This is a genomic window from Niabella sp. CPT15-335-S11, from assembly GCF_058792415.1.
Map to the genome: position 1 here is coordinate 549,013 of NZ_JBYTEI010000002.1, position 21,880 is coordinate 570,892.

Below are 21,880 nucleotides of genomic sequence, written 5' to 3' on the forward strand. Positions count from 1 at the left end.
AACATTAACGTTCCTTTTCGCTGCGAACGGCTTCTCTGTAAACCGCCGTGAATAATCAGCAAATTTGATCCGGTTTAAAATAACCCCGGCGATTAAGGGCATTTACGCCATAAAGCAATTTGGCGGTGTATACAAAATCAGTGGGAATGCGGGTCCCCGCGTACAGTTCACTCATAACCCTGATGAACTCGTCGTTTTTCTTGGCATATCCGTCAAAATGAAACTCCTGTTTGCTGCGAACATGGATAGGGAATAGTTGGTTAATTTGTTTATTTTTGGAGCCTCAAACCAGAACATTTAAAAATTCAATTTTAGAAGCATGAACCCAACGTTAGTGATCCTCGCAGCCGGAATGGCTTCCCGTTATGGCAGTATGAAACAGGTTGAAGGATTTGGTCCTTCGGGAGAAACTATTATGGATTATTCGATAGCTGATGCCACCCGGGCAGGGTTTGGCAAGATCGTCTTTCTGATCAGGGAGCAGTTTGAGGAGAACTTCCGGAGCAAATTTGCAGAGAAACTAAATGGCAAAGTCAATTATGAGTTCGCGTTCCAGGAACTGGATATGTATCTCAATGGTCTGCAAATTCCTGAGGAAAGGACCAAGCCCTGGGGGACCGGACATGCCGTCCTTTGCAGCAGCAGCAAGGTACATGAACCCTTTGCCGTGATCAATGCTGATGATTTTTACGGATATGATGCTTTTAAAAGGGCAGCAGATTTTCTGAACAACGAATGCAATGAAAAAACTTACGCAGTGGTTGGATATAACTTGTTGAAAACGATGTCTGAGCACGGTACGGTAAACCGCGGACTTTGCACCCTGGATGGTAAAGGAGATCTGGCTGGTGTGGTTGAGAGAATCGGGATCGGGTTTGAGGGCGATAAAATTACGGTGCATGATGGTCTGGAACCTGTTGAGTTAAAACCGACCGATGTGGTATCGATGAATTTTTGGTGTTTCCACCCGTCGGCATTCGCTTTATATGAAAAGGATTTTAATGCGTTTATCAAGGAAAATCTGAATAAACCCAAAGCAGAGTTCCTGATCCCTGCAGTCGTGGATAATTTCATAAAATCGGATGGCGTGGTAAAAGTGCTGCCGACTTCTGCTCAGTGGTTTGGCGTTACATACAAAGAAGATGCACCCGCTGTCAGACAGCAGCTTCATGAACTGATTGCGGCCGGAGAATATCCTGAAAAACTCTGGAGTTAAAATAATCTGACCTCTGTCGACAAAAAATCCCGCAGGCTGCGGGATTTTTTGTTCAACTTCTGAGCGGAAGACGGGACTCGAACCCGCCACCTACAGCTTGGGAAGCTGTCGCTCTACCGGATGAGCTACTTCCGCATTTGGGCGCTCAAAAATAATCGAAAAATAATTACCGAGGTTTAAAATTCCGGCATCTGCTTACTTCAGGATTTCCTTCCATTCAAGGAATATTTACGTACTGAGGTAGGTTGGAACGTCGAAAACCTAAAAAATCTGCTTTCCGTTGTTGCGTTGCTGCTATTATACCCGTCTAATTATAAATAACGGGGTTCCGGATACCCAAATTAGCAGCAATGAAAGATACACTGTACGCAATACTTATTCTGACTCTCGCCACGTGGATGGGTTGCAATAAGGGGTCTGTGCAGAAAACGCCCGAAGCAGCAGCGGTAACGACCATCGGTATCGTACTCACTTCCTACCCTGGCCCCCGGCAGATCAGGATGATTTGTGACCGGCCCTTTGGTATCGTCATCAGTGAGAAAACTTCGAATTCCATTTTATTTATGGGCAAGATACTCAATCCATGATATTATCAAAAACCAATATACCTAAGCAAGAACACCCTGTGATGGCGAAAACCTCACGGGGTTTTTCTTTTTCACGCCGGTTCAACAGATTTTGAGGAAGGGCGTTTCCCTAATACTATCTAAAACAAAATTCAAAATATGAATCGTGGAATAATTCTTGCAAAAGGATTTGTAGTGCTTCGGGAGGGCCGGCACCCGGGAAGAAAGGGATTTTGGTTTATATTCGCAGTTTAAAAAATTACCTGTTTACATGACAATTTCGTATAAGTGGCTGAGTGAATACCTTCCGGAGACCGTTTCTCCCGAAAGGCTCGCGCATATCCTGACTTCGGTAGGGCTGGAAGTGGAAAGTACAGAACATTATGAAGAATTTAAGGGTGGATTAAAAGGTTTGATCATCGGCGAGGTCCTGACCGTAACGCAACACCCGAACGCCGATAAACTCAAACTAACCACGGTGAATATTGGGAGGAATGAACCGTTGCATATCGTTTGCGGCGCACCAAACGTGGCTTCGGGGCAAAAAGTAGTTGTGGCTCCTGTCGGAGCGACCATTTACCCGCTGAAACAGCCACCCATGACCATGAAACTCGCTAAAATCCGGGGTGAGGAAAGCGAAGGCATGATTTGCGCGGAAGATGAGATCGGCATGGGTGATTCTCACGAAGGTATTATGGTTCTTCCGCAGGATGCGAAGCCGGGCACCGCGGCAGGTGTATACTTCGATACATATAGCGATATTTTATTCGAGATTGGCCTTACGCCCAATCGCATGGATGCAATGAGCCACTGGGGTGTGGCCAGGGATATTTGCGCTTACCTGACCCACCACGACAAAAAAGAAATTAAGCCAAAGATTCCCGAAAACAGGGACTTCAAAGCGCCTAAAAACAAATTCCCGCTCAAGATCAGGGTGGAAAATACACGGGCCTGTCCAAGGTATAGCGGAATCTGTATAGGCCATGTTACCATTGCCCCTTCCCCGAGCTGGCTACAGCACAAACTTAAAGCCATTGGTCTGAAACCGATCAATAACCTGGTGGACCTCACCAATTTCATCCAGCATGAAACTGGTCAGCCACTGCACGCTTTCGACTTCGATGCGATCAGAGGCGGGGAAGTGATCGTGAAGAATCTGCCGGAGGGCACTACGTTCGTGACCCTGGATGAAAAAGAACGGAAGTTGAGTGCAGAGGATCTGATGATCTGCGATGCCGAGGGTGGTATGTGTATCGCCGGCGTATTCGGAGGTCTGAAAAGCGGCGTTACCCAGACAACGAAAAATATTTTCCTGGAGAGCGCCTTTTTTGATCCGATCTCTATCAGGAAAACCTCCTTCAGGCACGGCCTGAGAACGGATGCGGCCGGAAGGTTTGAAAAAGGTACCGATATTTCAGCCACCGTAACGGTATTGAAGAGAGCTGCAACGCTGATCCGCGAAATATGCGGCGGAGAACTGATCTCAGATATTTACGATATCTACCCCGATCCAGAACCTAAAAAAGAAGTGTTACTGAAATATCATTATTTAAAAAAATTAAGCGGCAAGAACTACCATCCTGATGCCGTAAAAAACATATTGAGTTCGCTTGGATTTACCATTGAAAAGGATGGGCTGGATTCGTTGCTGCTCGCGGTACCGTACCACAAACCCGATGTGGCCCTGGCGGCGGATGTAGTAGAAGAGATCTTAAGGATTGACGGGCTGGATAATGTTGAAATTCCCAGCACCATCTCTATTACCCCGGCAGTGGACAAAACCCTGGACCTACAGCGCCTTAAAGAGAAAGCGGCGAATTATCTCGCCGGGCTTGGGTTTTACGAAATTATGACCAACTCAATCACAAACAACGCCTATTTTGACGAGGGAGAATTAAAGGAAACCGTTAAAATGAAAAACAGCCTTAGTGCGGATCTGAATATTATGCGTCCGAACATGCTGGAAACAGGATTGGAAGTGATTGCATACAATCTCAACAGAAAAAACGAGGATCTGAAATTTTTTGAATTTGGTAAAACCTACCGGGTAACCAACAAAGGGAAGTTTGAAGAACCCAACCATCTGAGCCTGTATATGACTGGGCGGCTATTACCCGACTCCTGGAAATCTAAATCCAAGGCTGTGGATTTTTTCAGCCTTAAAGGAATCGTGGAAAAAGTGATGCAGTCGGTTGGAGCGGTAAACTTTAGCTATGGCGAAGTGCAATCAGGGCAGTTTGGCTATGGGCTCGCCCTGAAACTGGGAACCCAGGTTGTTGGTCAGATGGGTGAAGTGAGCCCGGCTGTCCAAAAGCGTTTTAATATTAAACAAACCGTATTCTTTGCAGATCTGCAATGGGATTTAATTATGAAAACAGCTAGTAAATTTAAGACAGTCTTTCAGGCTGTTCCCCGTTTCCCGTCTGTACACCGCGATATAGCGATGGTCGTGCCCAGGCAACTGAAATACCAGTTAGTGACCGACCTGGTGCAGAAACTCAATCTTAAAAAATTGCAATCTGTTCATCTTTTTGATATATTTGAGAGTGATAAAATTGGTAAAGACAAAAAATCACTGGCGGTTAATTTTACATTCAGAGATGAAGAAAAGACCCTTACAGACGTTGAAATAGATGGCTGGATGCAAAAGATCATGGAAACCCTGGAAAAAGATCTGGAAGTGGAGATCAGGAAGCAGTAATTACGGATAGCAATTCCGTGAAATGCGCTTTGATTTTATCATAATATCCATTTATTACAATGACTCCGGAAATTGAAGGCAAAATAGAAAAGGTGCTGGAAAAACTAGCCAGGCTTTCTAAGCAGCACGCGGTGGTGCAAAAAGAAAACAGATCTTTAAAAGCCGCACTTGAGGAGGCTAGGCTGCAGGTCAAAAAAACGGCAGATGGCGCAGAAGCACTCCAGCATCAACTGGACGCCAGGAAATATGTAGGCGAACAAATGAGCGATGGGGACAAGAAAGCGTTTGAAAAAAAGATCAATCTGTATATCCGTGAAATAGACAAGTGCATCGCGTTGTTAAGCGTATAATATTGGAAAAATGAAAGAGAATCTCATTCCTGTAAATATTTTCATCGGAGACAGGCACTTCAGGGTGAAAGTATCTCCCGCGGATGAATTTATCATGCGTCAGACTGTCAAAATTATCAACGACAAGATCACGGAATTTAAGAAAAGTTTCCCGGGTAAGGATATGCAGGATTATATTTCGATGGTACTCATCTGGTATGCTACGGAAGAAACCACACGTGGGCTTTCCATGCCCGATGAGAAACTGATGCTGGAGAAACTCAGTCAGATTGAGAATCATATTGACGCTGCGCTGACTCAGGCGTAGCAGCAGACCGGAAAGTGCATCCGCCGGAATATAACGAGAACCTATCCGCAGCTCTTAGGTTGGAAAGGTTGAATTCCGCGCATTATTCAAGGTAATAACTTGCGTTTCAAGTATGCTTCGCCTGTTAAATTCCTGATACTTTTTCCTTCGTCTTTTGTATCTTCGCCCCCGCACGGAAAATATCTTCCGTCAATAGTTTGATATTTAACGAATTGTGTAATCTTTTCTTGAAAAAGAAAACAAATGAACATTAATGGACCCCATAATAATTACTCTATTATCTGCTGTGGCGGCGCTGCTCGCCGGCATCATCGCAGGCAAATTCATCTTTGCGAAAAATACCCGTCAGCGCGTTGAAGAAGCCGAAAATCATGCCAAAAACATTATAAAAGATGCCGAATTAAGAGCAAGTACTATCCGGAAGGAAAGAGAACTGGAAGCCAAGGAAAAATTTGTCTCTTTAAAATCTGCGCATGACAGAGAAGTAAATGAGCGTAACCGCAAGTTGGCAGACGCCGAAAATCGCATCAAACAAAAAGAGCAATCCCTGAGTCAGAAAGAAGGGAACGCCGAAAAAGCTGTTCGTGAGAATGAGGCGATCAAGCAAAATCTCACCCTCCAGATGGAGGTGGTAAACAAGAAAAAGGCAGAATTGGAGAAACACCAGGAGGAACACGTAAGCCGCCTTGAAAAGATCGCTGGTCTCTCGGCTGAGGAAGCCAGGAATCAGATTATCGAAAGCCTGAAAAGTGAGGCCCAGACCAGGGCGCTCGGCTTACAGCAGGAAATTATAGATGAAGCAAAGCTTAAGGCAAACAAGGAAGCGAGAAAAATCATTATCCAGACAATTCAAAGAACGGCTGCTGAGCAGGCAATCGAAAACTCAATAACCGTTTTCAATCTGGAAAGTGATGAAGTAAAAGGGCAGATCATCGGGCGTGAAGGCCGCAATATCCGAGCGCTGGAAGCGGCAACCGGTGTGGATCTGATTGTTGATGACACCCCCGAAGCGATCCTGCTGTCCTGTTTCGACCCGCTTCGCCGTGAAATAGCACGATTGAGCCTGCAAAGACTGGTAGCTGATGGAAGGATCCATCCTGCCCGGATCGAGGAAGTGGTTGAAAAAACGCGCAGGCAGATCGAGGAGCAGGTGATGGAAATTGGGGAAAGGACCGTCATTGACCTCGGAATTTACGGGCTTCACAAAGAACTGGTACGAATGGTGGGAAGGATGCGCTATCGCTCCTCATACGGACAGAACCTGCTGATGCACAGCCGGGAAACAGCCAACCTTTGCGCAATCATGGCTGCCGAACTGGGTCTGAACCCCAAACTGGCCAAGAGAGCTGGTCTTTTACACGATATTGGAAAGGTTCCTGATGAAGAGAGCGAACTGAGCCATGCCCTGCTGGGCGCCAAGCTGGCTGAGAAATACGGTGAAAATCCGGCCGTGGTCAATGCCATCGCCGCGCACCATGATGAAGTGGAAATGCAATATGTCATTTCGCCGATCATCCAGGCTTGTGATGCCATCAGTGGCGCCAGACCAGGAGCCAGGAGAGAGATCATGCAGCAATACCTGCAGCGGATCAAAGACCTGGAGACCCTGGCCATGAGTTATCAGGGTGTGGAAAAAGCTTATGCCATCCAGGCGGGAAGAGAACTCAGGGTCATTGTTGAATCGGATAAAGTAAGCGATCAGGACAGCGATAAACTGTCTTTTGAAATTGCCCAGAAGATACAAACAGAAATGACTTTTCCCGGCCAGATCAAAGTCACCGTGATCCGGGAGAAGAGAGCCGTTAATGTAGCCCGATAAATACAATTGCGGAGCAAAAATGCAGGGTCCCTTATATTAACTGTGTAAAAATATTTTCTGTACTGAAAGATGGTTTTCTTGGTTGATAATCATTAATTGACTACCTTTGCAATCCCTTAAAATAAGAGTTATGAGCAGCGCTATAGATTATGTTCACGGGCAACTGACCCCATCGAAGACTTTCCCCGCTTTTAAAGCAGGCGACAATATTACCGTTAATTACAGAATTATTGAGGGTAACAAAGAAAGAATCCAGTCATTTAAGGGTGATGTGATCAAAAAACAAGGCAGCGGGAGCACAGCAACTTTCACTGTCCGGAAGATCTCGGACGGAGTAGGTGTTGAAAGGCTTTTTCCGTTTACGTCACCAAACTTAGATTCCATAGTACTGAATAAAGTGGGCCAGGTACGCAGAGCCAAACTCTTCTACCAAAGGGAGAGAAGCGGTAAGAGCGCACGTATCCGTGAAAAACGTATGGCGGTGACTGCACAAAAAGCGGCAACCACCAAGGCTTAAAATATTTGGATGAATGAAGGAGTTTCCCGCCCATTGTGGCGGGATTTTTTTTGACTAAGTGTATCGGGCAGGAATGCCAACGTGTTTTGGCGACAGATCCTGATGCTTGCAAAAATTGATAAGCGCCTGGCTTGAAGCGTCTCCGGTGCCGGGCAACATCTCCTATCCTGATGCCGGCAAAAGACTATGCGCGCCCCTGCACAGCCGGTTTCCCAGTCTGAAAAATTTATTTTAAAAACTATAAATTCCCAAATAAAATACTTGGTGTATATTTGAAGACTAATTTATACTTTATGACAAATCTGTACTTACTAGGCGCCTTGGGAACGAATGAGATTATCGTTATCCTGGTAATTGTTCTCCTACTGTTTGGAGGTCGTAAAATTCCTGAATTGATGAGAGGTTTAGGCAAGGGAGTTCGCGAGTTCAATGATGCAAAGGACAATGTGAAGAGAGAAATCGAGGAAAGCGCTAACAATCTTAGCAGCCAACCTAAAAACCCCGAACAATAGGTTCTTTCGATCCACTTTTAGGCCCAAAACGAAAACTTATTGGTAGCATTCCAGTCAATTGCCCAATTCCAGGACAGTCTGGCCATTGGAACGACAAGTTGTCTTGAGACGGTAGATTATTATTTAAAACAGATCGAGGCAAAAAAGCACTTGAATGCCTTCGTGGAAGTCTACGAGGCCGAAGCGCGTGACAGGGCAAAGGAATTAGATGCTGCCACCTCTCCAACCGGCAGGTTACATGGTGTGGTTGTTGCCATTAAAGATGTTATCAGCCATGCAGGACATGGCCTCACAGCAGCTTCGAACATACTGGAAGGTTTTGAGGCTATATTTTCTGCAACAGCCGTTGAAAAATTACTGAAGGAAGGAGCTATCATTATCGGGAGGCTCAACTGCGACGAGTTTGCCATGGGCTCAACCAATGAAAACTCCTGTTATGGAGCCGTGCTTAACGCCGCCGATGAGACTAGAGTTTCCGGCGGATCATCCGGCGGATCGGCTGTGGCTGTGCAAGCCGGAATGTGTATGGTCGCGTTGGGAAGCGATACGGGAGGCTCGGTGAGGCAACCCGCTGATTTTTGTGGCGTTGTCGGGTTCAAGCCGGGATATGGCCGTATTTCCAGGCACGGACTGATTGCTTATGCATCTTCTTTTGATACAATCGGAATCTTTTCAACGAATATTAAAGACACTGCGCTGGTACTGGAAGTCATCGCGGGACATGATGAATTCGATAGTACGGTGTCATCGCGCGAGATTCCTGCTTATTCGAAAAATCTGGAATCCGGCAAAAAATACGCAATCGCCTATTTTCCGGAAGCACTGGAGCACCCATCCCTCGATCCGGTTATTGGAAATGCGATCAAAGGCAGGCTAAATGAATGGCAGGATGCAGGGCATGTCGTGGAAGCTGTCCATTTTGATTTAATGGATTTTGTTGTGCCCGCCTATTATGTCCTGACCACAGCGGAGGCTTCCTCCAATCTGAACCGGTACGATGGCGTCAGGTACGGTCGACGAACCATGCAACCGGTTGATAATCCCGATGACTTCTATAAACTAAACCGGTCGGAAGGTTTTGGGAAAGAAGTAAAAAGAAGAATCCTGTTGGGGAATTTTGTGCTAAGCGCGGGATATTTCGACGCCTATTTTACCCGCGCGCAGAAAGTCAGGCGAATTTTAACAGATACGATTTATCAAATCTTTAAAACTTTTGATTTTATCTGCCTGCCAACTGCACCCTCTGTAGCATTTCCGGTGGGCGAAAAAACGAAAGACCCCGTTGCCATGTATATTGCTGATATTTATACAGTTATTGCCAACCTTACTGGAATACCGGCGATCTCCTTACCCCTCTTCATACACCCCGAAAACGGCATGCCTTTTGGACTTCAGCTGATGTCCGGAAAATACAATGAGTTATCTTTGTTGCGTTTTAGTCACAATAATACCATCAACCGGGCGTTATAAAAGGTTGTATTGGCTATCAGAAAGAAAATAGGATCAGGGATTGTTCCGACTGCAGCTCCCTCACCCGCAATCATGAGTATACAGAAACAAATATGATTTTTCGCGCAACTGAACATAAACATTCCATTTTGCTGTGCACGGCCATCGTGTTACATATGGGCGTTTATGCTCAGCTGGATATGGTGAGGCAGGAACCTCTGACAACATCGACCCTTCTCTCAGGCAATGAAGAGGTACATCAAAAAACAGTCATAGCTGATCCCAAACAGAATTTCAGAAACCTCTTTGTAAAGGCGCCGTCTGCCGGTTGGGGTGGAACTTCCTTTGCACTCCGTACTGAGCATCTGAATCCAAGAGCTATTAGTTTTGTCCAGGATTATATGGAGAAACATTCGGCCCATCTCAGGGAAATGCGATCCTGGGCCAAGCCCTATTTTGATATGATGGACGATGTATTGATGCAAAACGGTATCCCGAAAGAACTGAAATACCTGGCTGTCATCGAGTCTAACCTGCGGGCTACCGCGGTTTCCTGGGCTGGAGCCGTCGGTCCCTGGCAATTTATGCCCGGAACCGCGCGACTGAACGGTCTCCATGTTGGCAGTGGCGTGGATGAACGCATGGATTACCTGAAAAGCACAAAGGCTGCAAGCCGCTATCTGAACCAGTTGTATGACTTGTATGAAGACTGGCTGCTGGTAGTTGCCGCATATAACTGCGGTCCCGGAAGAGTAAACTCAGCCATTCAGAGAAGCGGCAGCACCGACTTTTGGAATCTTCAGATGTATTTACCCGCTGAAAGTCGCAATCACGTAAAAAAGTTCATAGCCACACATTATATTATGGAAGGCCAGGGCGGACCAACAACCATGACACGGGAACAGGCGCTGGCTTTGACTCCGGTACTGGATGCGGCAACTCACCAGGAGGTTAAGGTACAGACTGTCTCCGGCAGGTACAATTCAAAGGCGGTGGCAAAATATCTGGAAATGACTCAGGCTGAGTTTAACAAACTCAATCCGAATATGGACAGGATTCTGGCGGGCAATAAGACCTACCAGCTTAAATTGCCGGTGGATAAGGTAGACCTGTTCTATGCCAAAAAGAATGAAATGCTGAATGAGTCCATCAAAATGATCCTTGACCCGGGATATAGAAATTAATAAAATCCTCCAATTAAATTGGACTCGGACTGATTTCAAGCCGCAAATGTTTTAACAGCCAACAGCCAACTGATATTTGACGCTTTTCGTCTTGCTGGAAAGGTGCCTTATGCAGATAAATCCAAGGTTATTTTTATTATCAATGGCGATCCTGGCGAGTGCTCCAGCTTTGCATGCGCAAGGGAAGGATTCCGTGAAGTACCGGTCTGCTAAGGATTACATCAGAGAAAAAGAAGAAACGGACCCGAATATGCAGCGGCATCCGGATGACCGGATCATAAAACTCGACGAAAAATTCCTGCAAAAGGAGATGAATAAAAGTAGAGTCAGAAAAGATTGCGTCAGAAAGAAGAAACGATCTTATCCGGCTAGAAAGAAACCCTGATCCATTTTCAAAATTTACGGTTCCTGGCTTTTGTTAAAAATTCTGGAAAAATGAGACTCCAAATGTGCCCTCATACCTTCCCGGAATTGATCTGGGGTACCTTTTTCAAGGATATCCACGAGTTGGCGGTGGGAGACATATCTCTCTATTTTCGCGGGCGTTTTTACGAGATTGCTTGTATGTACATAGGTGAAGATAGGTAAGAGCAGACTCTGAAACTTCTTCAAGGTTTCATTTCCGGTGATCTCGTATAATTTTCCGTGAAAGGCGGTTTCGTAATCAGCCTGAAACATCTGGTGCTTGCTTTCTTCCGGTTCCTCTGCTACGATATCGCGAAGATACTCGATGTCTCCCGGCTGTTTCCGGTTGAAAAGCAGGTCAGCCATCCCTACTTCCAACACCAATCTCAATTCAAAGATTTCAAGGAGCGTTTCATCGCTAAGTATGTAGGGGTTCATACTTTTTGTCAGTGTACCAAAAATATCAGGATTCGTGATAACCGATCCTTTTTTCTTTTTCGATTCAATCAGCCCCATCATTCTCAGCCTAAGCAGGGCCTCCCTGACAACAGTCCTGCTCACTCCCAGTGCTTCAGCCAGTTCCAGTTCTTTAGGTATCGAGTCACCCACCTTGAGCTTTCTTTTGTGAAGCAGTTCAACCAGGTTTGCCTCAACCCTGTCCACAAGCGTGTGATTATCAATAGATTTAAAAAGGTTATTCAAGATAGATTTCGTTAAAAAGTATTACTTAATACAACCGTGTAAAATTAACACGTAAAGATTCCAAAAAAAAATAAAAAAAAACTTAAAAATTTTATAATAATCAAAAACATTCTCATACCTTCATTATGTCATACATAATATTTGTCATAAAAAAATCTGATTGTTATGCGCTCTTACACACTAAAATGGGGGTTGCTCGTCCTGAGTTTCCTCTTTTACTTAACTGCCTGGTCCCAGACTAAAGCCGTCACCGGTACAGTCCTGGACGAAACAACAGGCGCAGCCCTCTCCCACGCGACCGTTGAAGTAGCCGGCAAAAATATAGCCGTCGAGACCAGCGAATCAGGAGAGTTTACTATTTCAGCCGCACCGGGAGACCTTTTGCGGGCTTCTTATGCAGGTTACTCCCCTAAATCCGTCACGATCGGGACGTTAAACCAACTGGTCATTTCGCTGACAGCAGCTGCCTCCACCAAACTCGATGAAGTAGTCGTGGTGGGATATGGCACGCAGAAACGCCGCGAATTTGCCGGATCATCTGCATCGCTGAATCAACTCGCTACGAAATTTAATCCAAGCTCTAACATTGGAACCGCACTGCAGGGAGCGATCCCGGGAGTTTTGGTAAGGCAACAGACGGGTGCTCCGGGCAGCACACCTAATATCATTTTCAGAGGTGGTACCGGATTCGACGGATCGGGTAGCCCGATGGTGGTAATTGACGGAGTGATTGTCCCCTCCCTGTACGGTATTGATATGAACGATGTGGAAGATATTCAGGTACTTAAAGACGCTGCATCAACGGCTATTTATGGAGCAAGGGCCGCCAATGGTGTTATCCTGGTCACTACAAAAAGAGGAAAGAAAGGTAGGACACAGGTTCAATACTCCGTCAAGCAGACCTATAACTATTACCGGAGTATCGGTGACAATTACCTTGATGCCGCCGATTATATCAGGATGAACCGTCTCGGAATCCGCGCCCGCTACTTAGCCGATTCGCTCGTCGGCGGAAACTTTGCCAGCGATAAGGGCCAGCTCAATGGTGGCTGGGGCTGGGCATTCGGCTCTACATTTGGATCTGCCGGCGGCGGACTGTATACTACCCAGAAGGTAAATAATGCCAACCGAAAATATATCAGCGACCCGGCATGGAGGCTAATGATCGATCCAAATCCGTTTAACCCGGCAGTAATGGACAGCATTCTGTTCAAGGACTTGTCAGCCGTAGACAGAGAAAAGATGATCGTCCAAAATCAGCCTACTACCCAACATAGCCTGAGTTTCTCCGGTGCTAATGATCAGGGAAGTTTTGCCCTGAACCTGAATGCGCTGAAGGACAACGGTACCATCATCGGTTCCCAGTTAAAACGGCTGAACATGAACTTCAACGGAGGCTTGAATGTAGGCAAGAACCTCAAATTAACGTTGAACACTTCGGCTTATACCGTCAACCAAACTGTTCCTTACCGTGAACCTGGCTACGCAGGTATAGGTACTTCTGTTTTATCCGCAGGCACCGGTGGCTTACTGCAACGTTTTGTTGGTGTTGCACCGACTGTGAGATACACAAATGATACCTCTGGAGCCATTCTCCCCGGTCCGAATGATGTTACGCTGGGTAATCCCTTGTACTGGAGCAAGCTTTACGTCAACAACACCAATGAACAACGTTTTACCGGGAGCCTGGGACTGGAATATTCCCTTACCTCCTACCTCAAATTCATTGCAAACGGCTCAGGATTTATGAGATATGGTAACAGCAATTATTTCACTAAATCATATACCCAGGGCAATGGAGGCTCATTAAATACGACCAGACCCGCTTCTTTCAGCAATTACAAGGATATCCAATATACGTATAATGGATTTTTACAATTTAATAAGGACTTCAATGGGCATAACCTGACACTGCTGGGTGGCGGCGAGTTCACTGAATACAAGAGATATACCTTTAGTGGCAGCGGCCAGGGAGCACCAACAGACATCGTTCCATGGGTGACGGCATCTCAAACGCCTACCGTAATCAACGGTGCACTGGCCTATCCGGGAAGAGCCTGGTCTGATTTCCCTTATTGGGAGCGGATCGCTTCGGCTATCGGACGATTCAACTACGTGTACAAAGAACGCTATTTTGTGAACGGCGTTGTAAGATATGATGGCTCTTCAAGGCTTGACCCCAGCAACTATTATGGATTATTTCCAGGTATAGCAGCGGGCTGGAACCTCCATAACGAGAACTTTTACCGCAACAGCAAACTTTACGACTATATCAGTTCAATCAAGCCGCGTATCAGCTACGGTGTAAACGGGAATCTGCAGAACTTCGGAAACGATTACTTCCCAACTGCACAGGTGTACGATAACGCAGGTGTCTACAATGGTCTGGGCGGGACCTACGCATCGGGATACATCAATCCAAATGTAAGGTGGGAACGGACAAACTCCCTGAACTTCGGTGCCGACCTGGGATTTTTCAAAAACCGGGTGACTGTAATCGCCGATTACTTTATCAGGAACGTGTTTGATAAACTGGCCAACCTGACCATCTCATCACAAACCGGCTTCTCTGGTTATACTACGAATCTCTCTCAGTTGCAGAACCGCGGCTTTGAAGTGTCATTCAATGCCAAGGCCCTGCTTCCGCAAAACACGAATGGCGTCAGTCTGGACGTTGGCGGTTCATTTTATTCGGTTAAAAGCTACGCCATCAAGCTTCCATTTAATGGTCTGCCGGGAAACAGAACTGGGCTGAACGGTTACAACCCCATCGAAGTCTGGGATCCCGCGAATCCCGGCAAAACCAAATTTGTAAGAGGTCTTGTTGAAGGACAAAGAATTGGCATGGATGAAGTCTGGGCTCCAAAATGGGCCGGGATCTATACCAGCCAGAGCCAATTAACCGCAGATGCAAATGTCTACAATGAATTCCTTCCTTACACGACCGGTATCGGAAAAAGATTCAAACAAATGGGCGATGCACAATGGTACCAGGTTTACAAAAATGATACAATCAACTCCAAACAATTTGTGTTTGTTGGACGGACAACACCTAAAGGATCGGGGAATTTTTATTTCAATGCTGGTTATAAAGGTTTACACCTGTACACCGCCGTTGATTATGCCTATGGATTTGTCATAGTGAATAATGAAAAACTAAGGGGTCTGAACCAGGTACAGGGATCACAGAATAGCACCAAGGCAGTCCTGAACACCTGGACTCCAACGAATACAAATGCTACCCTACCGTTGTACTACTGGGCAAATCAGGGTAGAAACTTCGCAACAGACGCCTCTGGGAACAACCCTCCCGCCAATTTGTGGGAAAAAGGAGATTATGCCATGCTCAGGGAAGTTTCTTTAAGTTACGACTTTCAGCAGGCATTACTGGGAAAAGTTCTGCGGGATAAAATCAAAGGGTTGAGTATTTATGTAAGTGGCAACAATCTTTGGTACTTCACGAAATATTCAGGAACCTTCCCTGAGGTTGGTGGATTTGACGAGGGTAGATATCCCTTGCCCAGAAGGATAACCTTTGGAGCTCAGATTACTTTCTAACAATTATATCAAATTCTAAAGAAATGAAATGTCCATAAAAATTTTCGAGCAGATTTATACCAACAGCGATGAACCGCGAAGCGCTCATAAGCGCTAAAAGAAATAACAGATAATGCTTATAAAATTTTCTATGGTAAATTACATGTGATTATTGAAAATATAAAAATCTACACATGAAAAGAAATAAATATTTATTGATCATACTGTTTGGCTGCCTGCTGTCCGTAACTTTTGTTTCGTGCAAGAAGCTACTGGACGAGGTGGTGCCCCAGGATGCGATCAGCAAACAACTGGCGCTTACCGATCCCAGCGCCACGCAGACACTTTATATTGGAGTCTACTCAAGGCTAAGGGCCTACAATAGCCCACTATTCTACCTCGGCGAAATGCGGTCGGAAATTTGGGCGGATGGTCTCTTTACAGAATCCGCCGAAGGGTTATCCCAACAATTGTCTTCACATAATATCAGCTCCCAGAATGTTCCCTATTCCAACTGGGCAGGATTTTATAACCTGTTGTATCAGGTTAATAATGTAATTGATGTATTACCTAAAAGTCCCGTGGCACAGGCTACGCAAACCAGGTGGCTGGCTGAAATGTACGGTATAAGAGCGTACTTGTATTATACTTTGCTGAAAACCTGGGGGGGTGTGCCGATCACCATTCAACCGGTCGTTACCATCAACAATGCCGCCGAAACATATAAAGCGCGAAGTCCCCAGGATTCGGTAATGCTGCAAATCAAGAGCGACATTAATAAATCGCTTGAATTATTTGCAGGCTCTAATGCGTTCCCAAGCGGTAACCGCGTTTTCTGGAACAGGGTCGCTTCACTGACACTGAAGGGTGATGTGTATATCTGGTCAGCGACCAACCTAGGCGGAGGCAACGCAGATCTGAACACCGCGCTGGGTGCATTGCAGGAAGTAAAAAACCTGGAAGGGGCTACTTTAAAACTCGATCCAAACTACGCGGATATTTTTGATGTAGGCAAGAAAGCTAATAATCCCGAAATTATCTTTGGACTGAGCTACGAATCCGGGCAGGCAACCCAGGGAACATTTGTTGGAATATTAACAGTCAATAGTATTCAGGCTTCAGGGCTTTCGTTTGCGCCCGCCGCCACTCCAACGGTTCAATCGGTTTATCCTTACGTAAATGGCGCAAGCCGTGTAGGCATGAGCCAGACGACGATCAACAGACTAACAGCCGGACCGGCAGATCAGAGAATTACAAATTCTTTTAAAGTAATGTACACTTCAGTAGCACCATATGCCGTCAGGGGTGTATTCCTGACAAAATGGGCGGGTTCTACAGTCGGCACCAGCCAGGTCTATAACAATGACTTCCCTATTTACCGCTACGCAGATGTGCTGTTGCTGTTAGCAGAAGCAAAGACCAAACTGGGGCAGGATCCATCAGCCGAGATCAACCAGATCAGGGCGAGGGCTTATGGCTCCGGAGTTTTACCTTTCACCAACGGATCAGTTACGGACAACATGAATGCTATTTTGGACGAATATCTGAGAGAGTTTATTGGTGAAGGTAAAAGGTGGTGGGCGCTCAGGCGGGCAGGTGATAGTTACGTGTATGCAAATATCCGGTCAAGCTATCTGTCGCCTTCAACCACAGCCAAGCTGCTGTTGCCCATTTCGCTGGCGATGTTGAACAATGATCCTTTGCTTAAGCAAACTCCGGGTTATTAATAAATTATCATGAGGTGCCCCGGCGCTGTCGGGGCCCTTTCTTAAAAGATTTCTTCTCATTATTTTTGCACCTCTGGTGAATTGAATTATTATGAATTATCAAAAACTTACCGGCCTGATTGCTGCGCCTTTTACGCCCATGGATAAGAACGGGGCCCTAAATCTAAAACTGATACCTGCGTATTACCAACTCTTGAAAAGAAACAAAGTCGTTGGAGCTTTCATAAATGGCTCCACGGGAGAAGGCGTATCGCAGACCAAAGAAGAGAAAATAGCCGTTGCAGAAACCTGGGCGGAAGCCACAAACGGCGATCCTGATTTTCGGGTGATCAACCTTGTTGGAGGCACTTCCCTGAAGGATTGCGAAGAAATGGCAAAGGTGACCGAGCGGCTGGGAATCTATGCAGTATCCTTTACTTCTCCATTCTATTTCAAACCGGATAGCCCGCAAGCACTGGCAGACTGCTGCAAAACTGTAGCTGCTGCAGCTCCGGATACCGCGTTTTATTATTATCACATCCCTGTGCTGAACGGATGTTATATCCCCATGTACGATTTGCTGAAAGCCGTCAATGGTAGCATCCCCAACTTCGCAGGCATTAAATACACCCACGAAGATTTCATGGATTTCCTGTCGTGCATGTACCTGGATAATGGTCGTTATGATATGCTGTGGGGGCGTGACGAGAATATGCTTTCGGCCCTGGTGTTAGGGAGTACTGGCGCGGTGGGAAGCACTTATAATTATGCAGCGCCTCTTTACTATGACATGATAGAAGCGTTTGAAAATGGAGAACTGATCAAAGCGCGTGACCTGCAGCAAAAATCGATCGACATGATTCGGCTGCTTGGTAAATACGGTGGTATAGCAACCGGAAAAGCTTACATGAAACTGATCGGCATGGATTGTGGCGGTTTCAGGTTACCTGTAACCAATATGACGACCGCGAATTTTGAACTTTTCAGGCAAGATGTAGAAAACCTGGATTTCGATCGTTTCAGGTCAAGATAAAGCGAGATTTAAAGGATTTCTTCGCTATGGCAGTAAAAGGCTAAATTGCCCCTGTTTTGGTTGGCAACGATTGATATAATTTGATAGATTAGACGGTCATGTCAAAATATTTTTTATTTATATACGTTTTTGTATTCATGATTAACGATCCTGAACTAATGGCCCAAAAAGGAACTGGCTGCTGCCTGAAATGGGAGACCGCGGCACAGTTGACGAATGGCGAAAAGCCTTCCCTTGGATTTGCCGGGATGATTGCCGGTGTGCACAAAGATGTGCTGATCGTTGCAGGAGGTGCAAATTTCCCTGAAGCTCTTCCCTGGCAAGGCGGTAAGAAGTATTACAGCAATGAAATCAGGGTACTCGAAAAAAACAAAACCGGCTACACATGGAATACCCACGTGAAGTCCCGGCTACCCTTCCCTATCGCTTATTCGGGTTCCGCAAGCACTGGCAAAGGCTTGTTCTGGGCAGGTGGTGACAACGCAAATGGTATTTCTGCGAAAACCGGTCTGCTGGTATGGAACCCTTCCCACCAGGAAGTTGAGGTTAAACCCTTGCCCGATCTGCCAGTAGCGGTTACATCACCCGCCGTGACCAGTCACGGGAACACCGTGTATCTATTCTGTGGAGATGAAGCCTCGAACTCGTCTGCCGGGACATTCTGTATGGATCTCGATGCGGCGGAACCGGCCTGGAAATCCTTACCAGATGCGCCATTGGCACTGGCAAACGGACTGGCAGTTTCCCAGAATGGAAAGATCTACCTGATTGGTGGCAGGACCAAAACTCCCTCCGGAATCAGTGAACTCCACGCAACAACTTTTGTATACGATATAAAAAATAAAAACTGGACCAGGGCTGCCGATATTTTTGACGGAAAGAAAATAACGCCATTCACGGCGGGAGCAGCGTTTGCCAATGGTTCAAAGAAAATCCAGGTAGCAGGGGGAGATAAAGGAGATATCTTTCACCAGATAGAGATATTTATTTCAAAAGCCGCTGCTGCATCGAATATTGAGGAAAAACAAAAAATCCTGAACGAGAAAAATCGTCTGATTGAACACCATCAGGGCTTTAGCACAGACATCCTTGAATACGATATTACTCAGAATAAATGGAGAAAGGCAGGTTGCCTGCCGGTAGCGGCGCAAGTCACAACAGCAGCAACAACCTGGGGAAAACGCATGGTTATCTGCAGTGGGGAAATAAGGCCCGGTGTGAGAAGCCCGAAAATTCTGATCGGCACACAATAAACAGATGCCCGGATAACGGGGCAAAGCCATACCGGCAGGATCATACACGGGAAACAAATTACATGATACACACCTTGACATGATTGACGATAAATCCAACTCAAATGCGGAATAAAACGCTTCGGGAAACCAGCATCGCTCCTAAAAGCTCAGTGTACTCCTGGGTGGTGGTGGGCCTTCTTTGGGTTGTGGCCCTGCTCAACTATATGGATCGCCAGATGCTTAGCACGATGCGCGATGCTATGCAAGCAGATATTGGCGAGCTGCAAAGCGCCGAAGCATTTGGTTTCCTGATGGCTATATTCCTCTATATCTACGGCTTCATGAGTCCGATCGCAGGAAGTATCGCCGATCGTGTGAACCGGAAATGGCTGATCGTCGGAAGTTTGTTTGTCTGGAGTGCGGTAACTTACGGAATGGGTATTGCCACCAGCTATGACCAGTTGCTTGTACTGCGGGCATTGATGGGCATCAGCGAGGCACTTTACATTCCGGCCGGGTTGGCCATGATAGCGGATTATCATACCGGCAGAACCCGATCGCTGGCCATCGGCGTTCACATGACTGGGTTGTATACCGGACAGGCACTGGGAGGATTTGGCGCAACAGTGGCTGCGGCTTATACCTGGCACACTGCCTTTCACTGGTTTGGCATTATCGGCATCGCGTACGCCGGGATCCTGCTGCTGTTTCTGAAAGACAAAAAAACTGAAAGAGTGGCAGGTACAAAATCACTTTCTGGTGATATTCATAAAATACCGCTATTGAAAGGTTTGAGCATCTTATTTTCCAATATCGCATTTTGGGTCATTCTTTTTTATTTCGCGGCGCCCAGTTTACCTGGTTGGGCTACGAAGAACTGGCTACCCACTTTGTTCGCCGATAGTCTCAAAATTCCTATGTCCGAGGCCGGTCCCCTGTCAACCATTACTATCGCGGCATCCTCGTTTATTGGCGCCGTCTTCATTGGGGGACCATTGAGCGACCGCTGGGTGCAAAAAAATATTCGCGGCCGCGTGTTTACCGGAGCTATCGGGCTTACGCTTACCATACCTTCCCTGATACTTTTGGGATATGGCAACAGCTTTGTCACCGTAGTAGGTTCAGCTATTCTTTTCGGTATTGGTTTTGGCATGTTTGATGCCAATAATATGCCCATCCTTTGCCAGTTCGTTTCTCCGAAACTCAGGGCCACGGCCTATGGATTTATGAATATGGTTGGCGTATTTTCAGGTGCTGCCGTTACGCAACTCCTGGGAAGATTCAAAGATGAGGGAAATTTTGGTTTTGGATTCGCGGCACTGGCGGCGGCCGTCGCGCTTGCTCTCGTGCTTCAATTGACGCTGTTAAAACCCAAAGTACAGAATATGGAATAAACTATTTAGTTACATATATTTAATTTATCGTTATGATGAAGTTTACTTGCCGGTTCAGGAAAATGACAATCAGGCTTTTTACATTTTTTATCCTCCTTTCCGTTTCGGGAGCGGGTCTAGCCCAAACGAATATCCCCGTATTTATTGCAGGACAGGAAGGCCACAAGAGTTACCGTATCCCGGCGATCATTTCCCTGCCCGGCGGCGAACTCCTGGCTTTTGCAGAAGGACGTGTGAACAACGCGGGGGATTTTGGCGACGTTAATATTGTTCTTAAAAAAAGTAGTGATAAAGGAAAGACCTGGGGCCCTATCCAAACCATCGTCGATTATGACAAGCTGCAGGCTGGAAATCCCGCGCCTGTCGTTGACCTCACCGATCCGGCTTTTCCTGGTGGAAGAATTTTCTTATTTTATAACACCGGCAACAATCACGAATACGAAGTGAGAAAAGGTAACGGTCTCCGGGAAGTCTGGTATAAAACTTCCTCAGATGGCGGTAAGACCTGGAGCGAGGCAGTAAATATCACCACGCAAACGCATCGTCCGAAACAACCTGCGATTAACCCTGCTTATAATTTCACTGAAGACTGGAGAAGTTACGCCAATACCCCCGGTCATGCGATGCAGTTTTCATCCGGCAGGTACCACGGGCGGATTTACGTTGCTGCTAATCATTCCGCCGGAAATCCACAATCCCATTTCAGGGACTACAGGGCCCATGGATTCTATAGCGATGATCATGGCAAAACGTTTCACCTGAGCGAGAACGTTAACCTCGAAGGAGGCAACGAGAACTCCGCCGCACAGATAAGCCATAACAGGCTGATGCTGAATTTGAGAAATCAGCAGGGCAACGTCAAAGCACGTTATATTGCACTCAGCAGGGACGGGGGACAAACCTGGTACAAATCTTATTTTGACCGAAGATTACCGGACCCTGTTTGTGAAGGATCCATACTTACCATTGGAAAAAGCTGGGGACGGAACGTGCTCGCATTCTGCAACGCGGCCGATACATCACAAAGAAATAACCTGACCCTGCGCATCAGTAAAAACAACGGTAAAACCTGGAAGAAACATTTTCTGGTGTATTCCAAACCTGGCAAAGGTGACCACGCAGCTTATTCAGACATAGTAAAAATCGATAATCGGCATATTGGTGTTTTTTACGAACAGGATAACTATTCAAAAATGGTCTTTACACTGGTGGATTGGAGGTAGCAGATGGGAATACAACGCTGAATG

Annotated in this window: 18 protein-coding genes and 1 tRNA gene; 17 read left to right on the plus strand and 2 right to left on the minus strand. The window is 46.2% G+C overall.

The genetic code is table 11. From position 1 onward, the window contains the following. Window positions 1–319: 319 nt before the first annotated feature. On the plus strand, window positions 320–1,216 hold the full coding sequence (locus AC3WS5_RS08860; protein WP_492466942.1) for a nucleotidyltransferase family protein: 897 nt from the start codon (window positions 320–322) through the stop codon (window positions 1,214–1,216). 62 nt (window positions 1,217–1,278) lie between these two features. On the opposite strand, the gene AC3WS5_RS08865 is transcribed toward AC3WS5_RS08860, so the two are convergent. Continuing rightward, window positions 1,279–1,351, minus strand: a tRNA-Gly gene (locus AC3WS5_RS08865). A gap of 215 nt (window positions 1,352–1,566) precedes the next feature. Between AC3WS5_RS08865 and AC3WS5_RS08870 the strand changes: the two genes are divergently transcribed. The 10 genes from AC3WS5_RS08870 to AC3WS5_RS08915 all read left to right on the plus strand — a co-directional run bounded on the left by AC3WS5_RS08870 (window position 1,567) and on the right by AC3WS5_RS08915 (window position 11,006). Further along, window positions 1,567–1,803, plus strand: coding sequence for a serpin family protein (locus AC3WS5_RS08870; RefSeq protein ID WP_492466943.1), 237 nt, complete (start codon window positions 1,567–1,569; stop codon window positions 1,801–1,803). A gap of 250 nt (window positions 1,804–2,053) precedes the next feature. Then, on the plus strand, window positions 2,054–4,483 hold the full coding sequence (gene pheT, locus AC3WS5_RS08875) for a phenylalanine--tRNA ligase subunit beta (RefSeq protein ID WP_492466944.1): 2,430 nt from the start codon (window positions 2,054–2,056) through the stop codon (window positions 4,481–4,483). Window positions 4,484–4,542: 59 nt separating this feature from the next. Further along, window positions 4,543–4,833, plus strand: coding sequence for a hypothetical protein (locus AC3WS5_RS08880; RefSeq protein ID WP_492466945.1), 291 nt, complete (start codon window positions 4,543–4,545; stop codon window positions 4,831–4,833). A 10-nt stretch (window positions 4,834–4,843) separates the two neighbouring features. Further along, window positions 4,844–5,140 carry a cell division protein ZapA gene (locus tag AC3WS5_RS08885; protein ID WP_492466946.1) on the plus strand — a complete coding sequence of 99 codons (297 nt, stop codon included), beginning with the start codon at window positions 4,844–4,846 and terminating at the stop codon, window positions 5,138–5,140. Between the two features lie 253 nt (window positions 5,141–5,393). Continuing rightward, window positions 5,394–6,959, plus strand: coding sequence for a ribonuclease Y (rny, locus tag AC3WS5_RS08890; protein WP_492466947.1), 1,566 nt, complete (start codon window positions 5,394–5,396; stop codon window positions 6,957–6,959). A gap of 130 nt (window positions 6,960–7,089) precedes the next feature. Beyond that, window positions 7,090–7,476: a 50S ribosomal protein L19 gene (gene rplS, locus AC3WS5_RS08895; protein WP_492466948.1), complete on the plus strand. Its 387-nt coding sequence runs from the start codon at window positions 7,090–7,092 to the stop codon at window positions 7,474–7,476. A 293-nt stretch (window positions 7,477–7,769) separates the two neighbouring features. Beyond that, window positions 7,770–7,988, plus strand: coding sequence for a Sec-independent protein translocase subunit TatA/TatB (locus AC3WS5_RS08900; RefSeq protein WP_492466949.1), 219 nt, complete (start codon window positions 7,770–7,772; stop codon window positions 7,986–7,988). 39 nt (window positions 7,989–8,027) lie between these two features. Beyond that, window positions 8,028–9,458 carry an Asp-tRNA(Asn)/Glu-tRNA(Gln) amidotransferase subunit GatA gene (gene gatA / locus AC3WS5_RS08905; protein WP_492466950.1) on the plus strand — a complete coding sequence of 477 codons (1,431 nt, stop codon included), beginning with the start codon at window positions 8,028–8,030 and terminating at the stop codon, window positions 9,456–9,458. A 92-nt stretch (window positions 9,459–9,550) separates the two neighbouring features. Continuing rightward, window positions 9,551–10,621, plus strand: a complete 1,071-nt coding sequence (locus tag AC3WS5_RS08910) for a lytic transglycosylase domain-containing protein (RefSeq protein ID WP_492466951.1) — start codon at window positions 9,551–9,553, stop codon at window positions 10,619–10,621. Between the two features lie 109 nt (window positions 10,622–10,730). Beyond that, entirely contained in the window at window positions 10,731–11,006 is a 276-nt protein-coding gene (locus tag AC3WS5_RS08915) for a hypothetical protein (RefSeq protein ID WP_492466952.1), read from the plus strand. Between the two features lie 14 nt (window positions 11,007–11,020). On the opposite strand, the gene AC3WS5_RS08920 is transcribed toward AC3WS5_RS08915, so the two are convergent. Next, complete coding sequence (locus AC3WS5_RS08920; RefSeq protein WP_492466953.1) at window positions 11,021–11,728, minus strand: FadR/GntR family transcriptional regulator; 708 nt, start codon at window positions 11,726–11,728, stop codon at window positions 11,021–11,023. Window positions 11,729–11,893: 165 nt separating this feature from the next. On the opposite strand from AC3WS5_RS08920, the gene AC3WS5_RS08925 reads away from it, so the two are divergent. From AC3WS5_RS08925 to AC3WS5_RS08950, 6 genes are all read left to right on the plus strand, one after another. After that, window positions 11,894–15,286 carry a SusC/RagA family TonB-linked outer membrane protein gene (locus AC3WS5_RS08925; RefSeq protein WP_492466954.1) on the plus strand — a complete coding sequence of 1,131 codons (3,393 nt, stop codon included), beginning with the start codon at window positions 11,894–11,896 and terminating at the stop codon, window positions 15,284–15,286. 173 nt (window positions 15,287–15,459) lie between these two features. Then, entirely contained in the window at window positions 15,460–16,992 is a 1,533-nt protein-coding gene (locus tag AC3WS5_RS08930) for a RagB/SusD family nutrient uptake outer membrane protein (protein WP_492466955.1), read from the plus strand. 91 nt (window positions 16,993–17,083) lie between these two features. Beyond that, window positions 17,084–18,004, plus strand: coding sequence for a dihydrodipicolinate synthase family protein (locus tag AC3WS5_RS08935; protein WP_492466956.1), 921 nt, complete (start codon window positions 17,084–17,086; stop codon window positions 18,002–18,004). 98 nt (window positions 18,005–18,102) lie between these two features. After that, a complete protein-coding gene (locus AC3WS5_RS08940) occupies window positions 18,103–19,257 on the plus strand; it encodes a hypothetical protein (protein WP_492466957.1) in 1,155 nt (384 codons plus the stop codon). 104 nt (window positions 19,258–19,361) lie between these two features. Next, complete coding sequence (locus tag AC3WS5_RS08945; protein ID WP_492466958.1) at window positions 19,362–20,633, plus strand: MFS transporter; 1,272 nt, start codon at window positions 19,362–19,364, stop codon at window positions 20,631–20,633. Window positions 20,634–20,665: 32 nt separating this feature from the next. Further along, window positions 20,666–21,856 carry a sialidase family protein gene (locus AC3WS5_RS08950; RefSeq protein ID WP_492466959.1) on the plus strand — a complete coding sequence of 397 codons (1,191 nt, stop codon included), beginning with the start codon at window positions 20,666–20,668 and terminating at the stop codon, window positions 21,854–21,856. Window positions 21,857–21,880 lie beyond the last annotated feature (24 nt).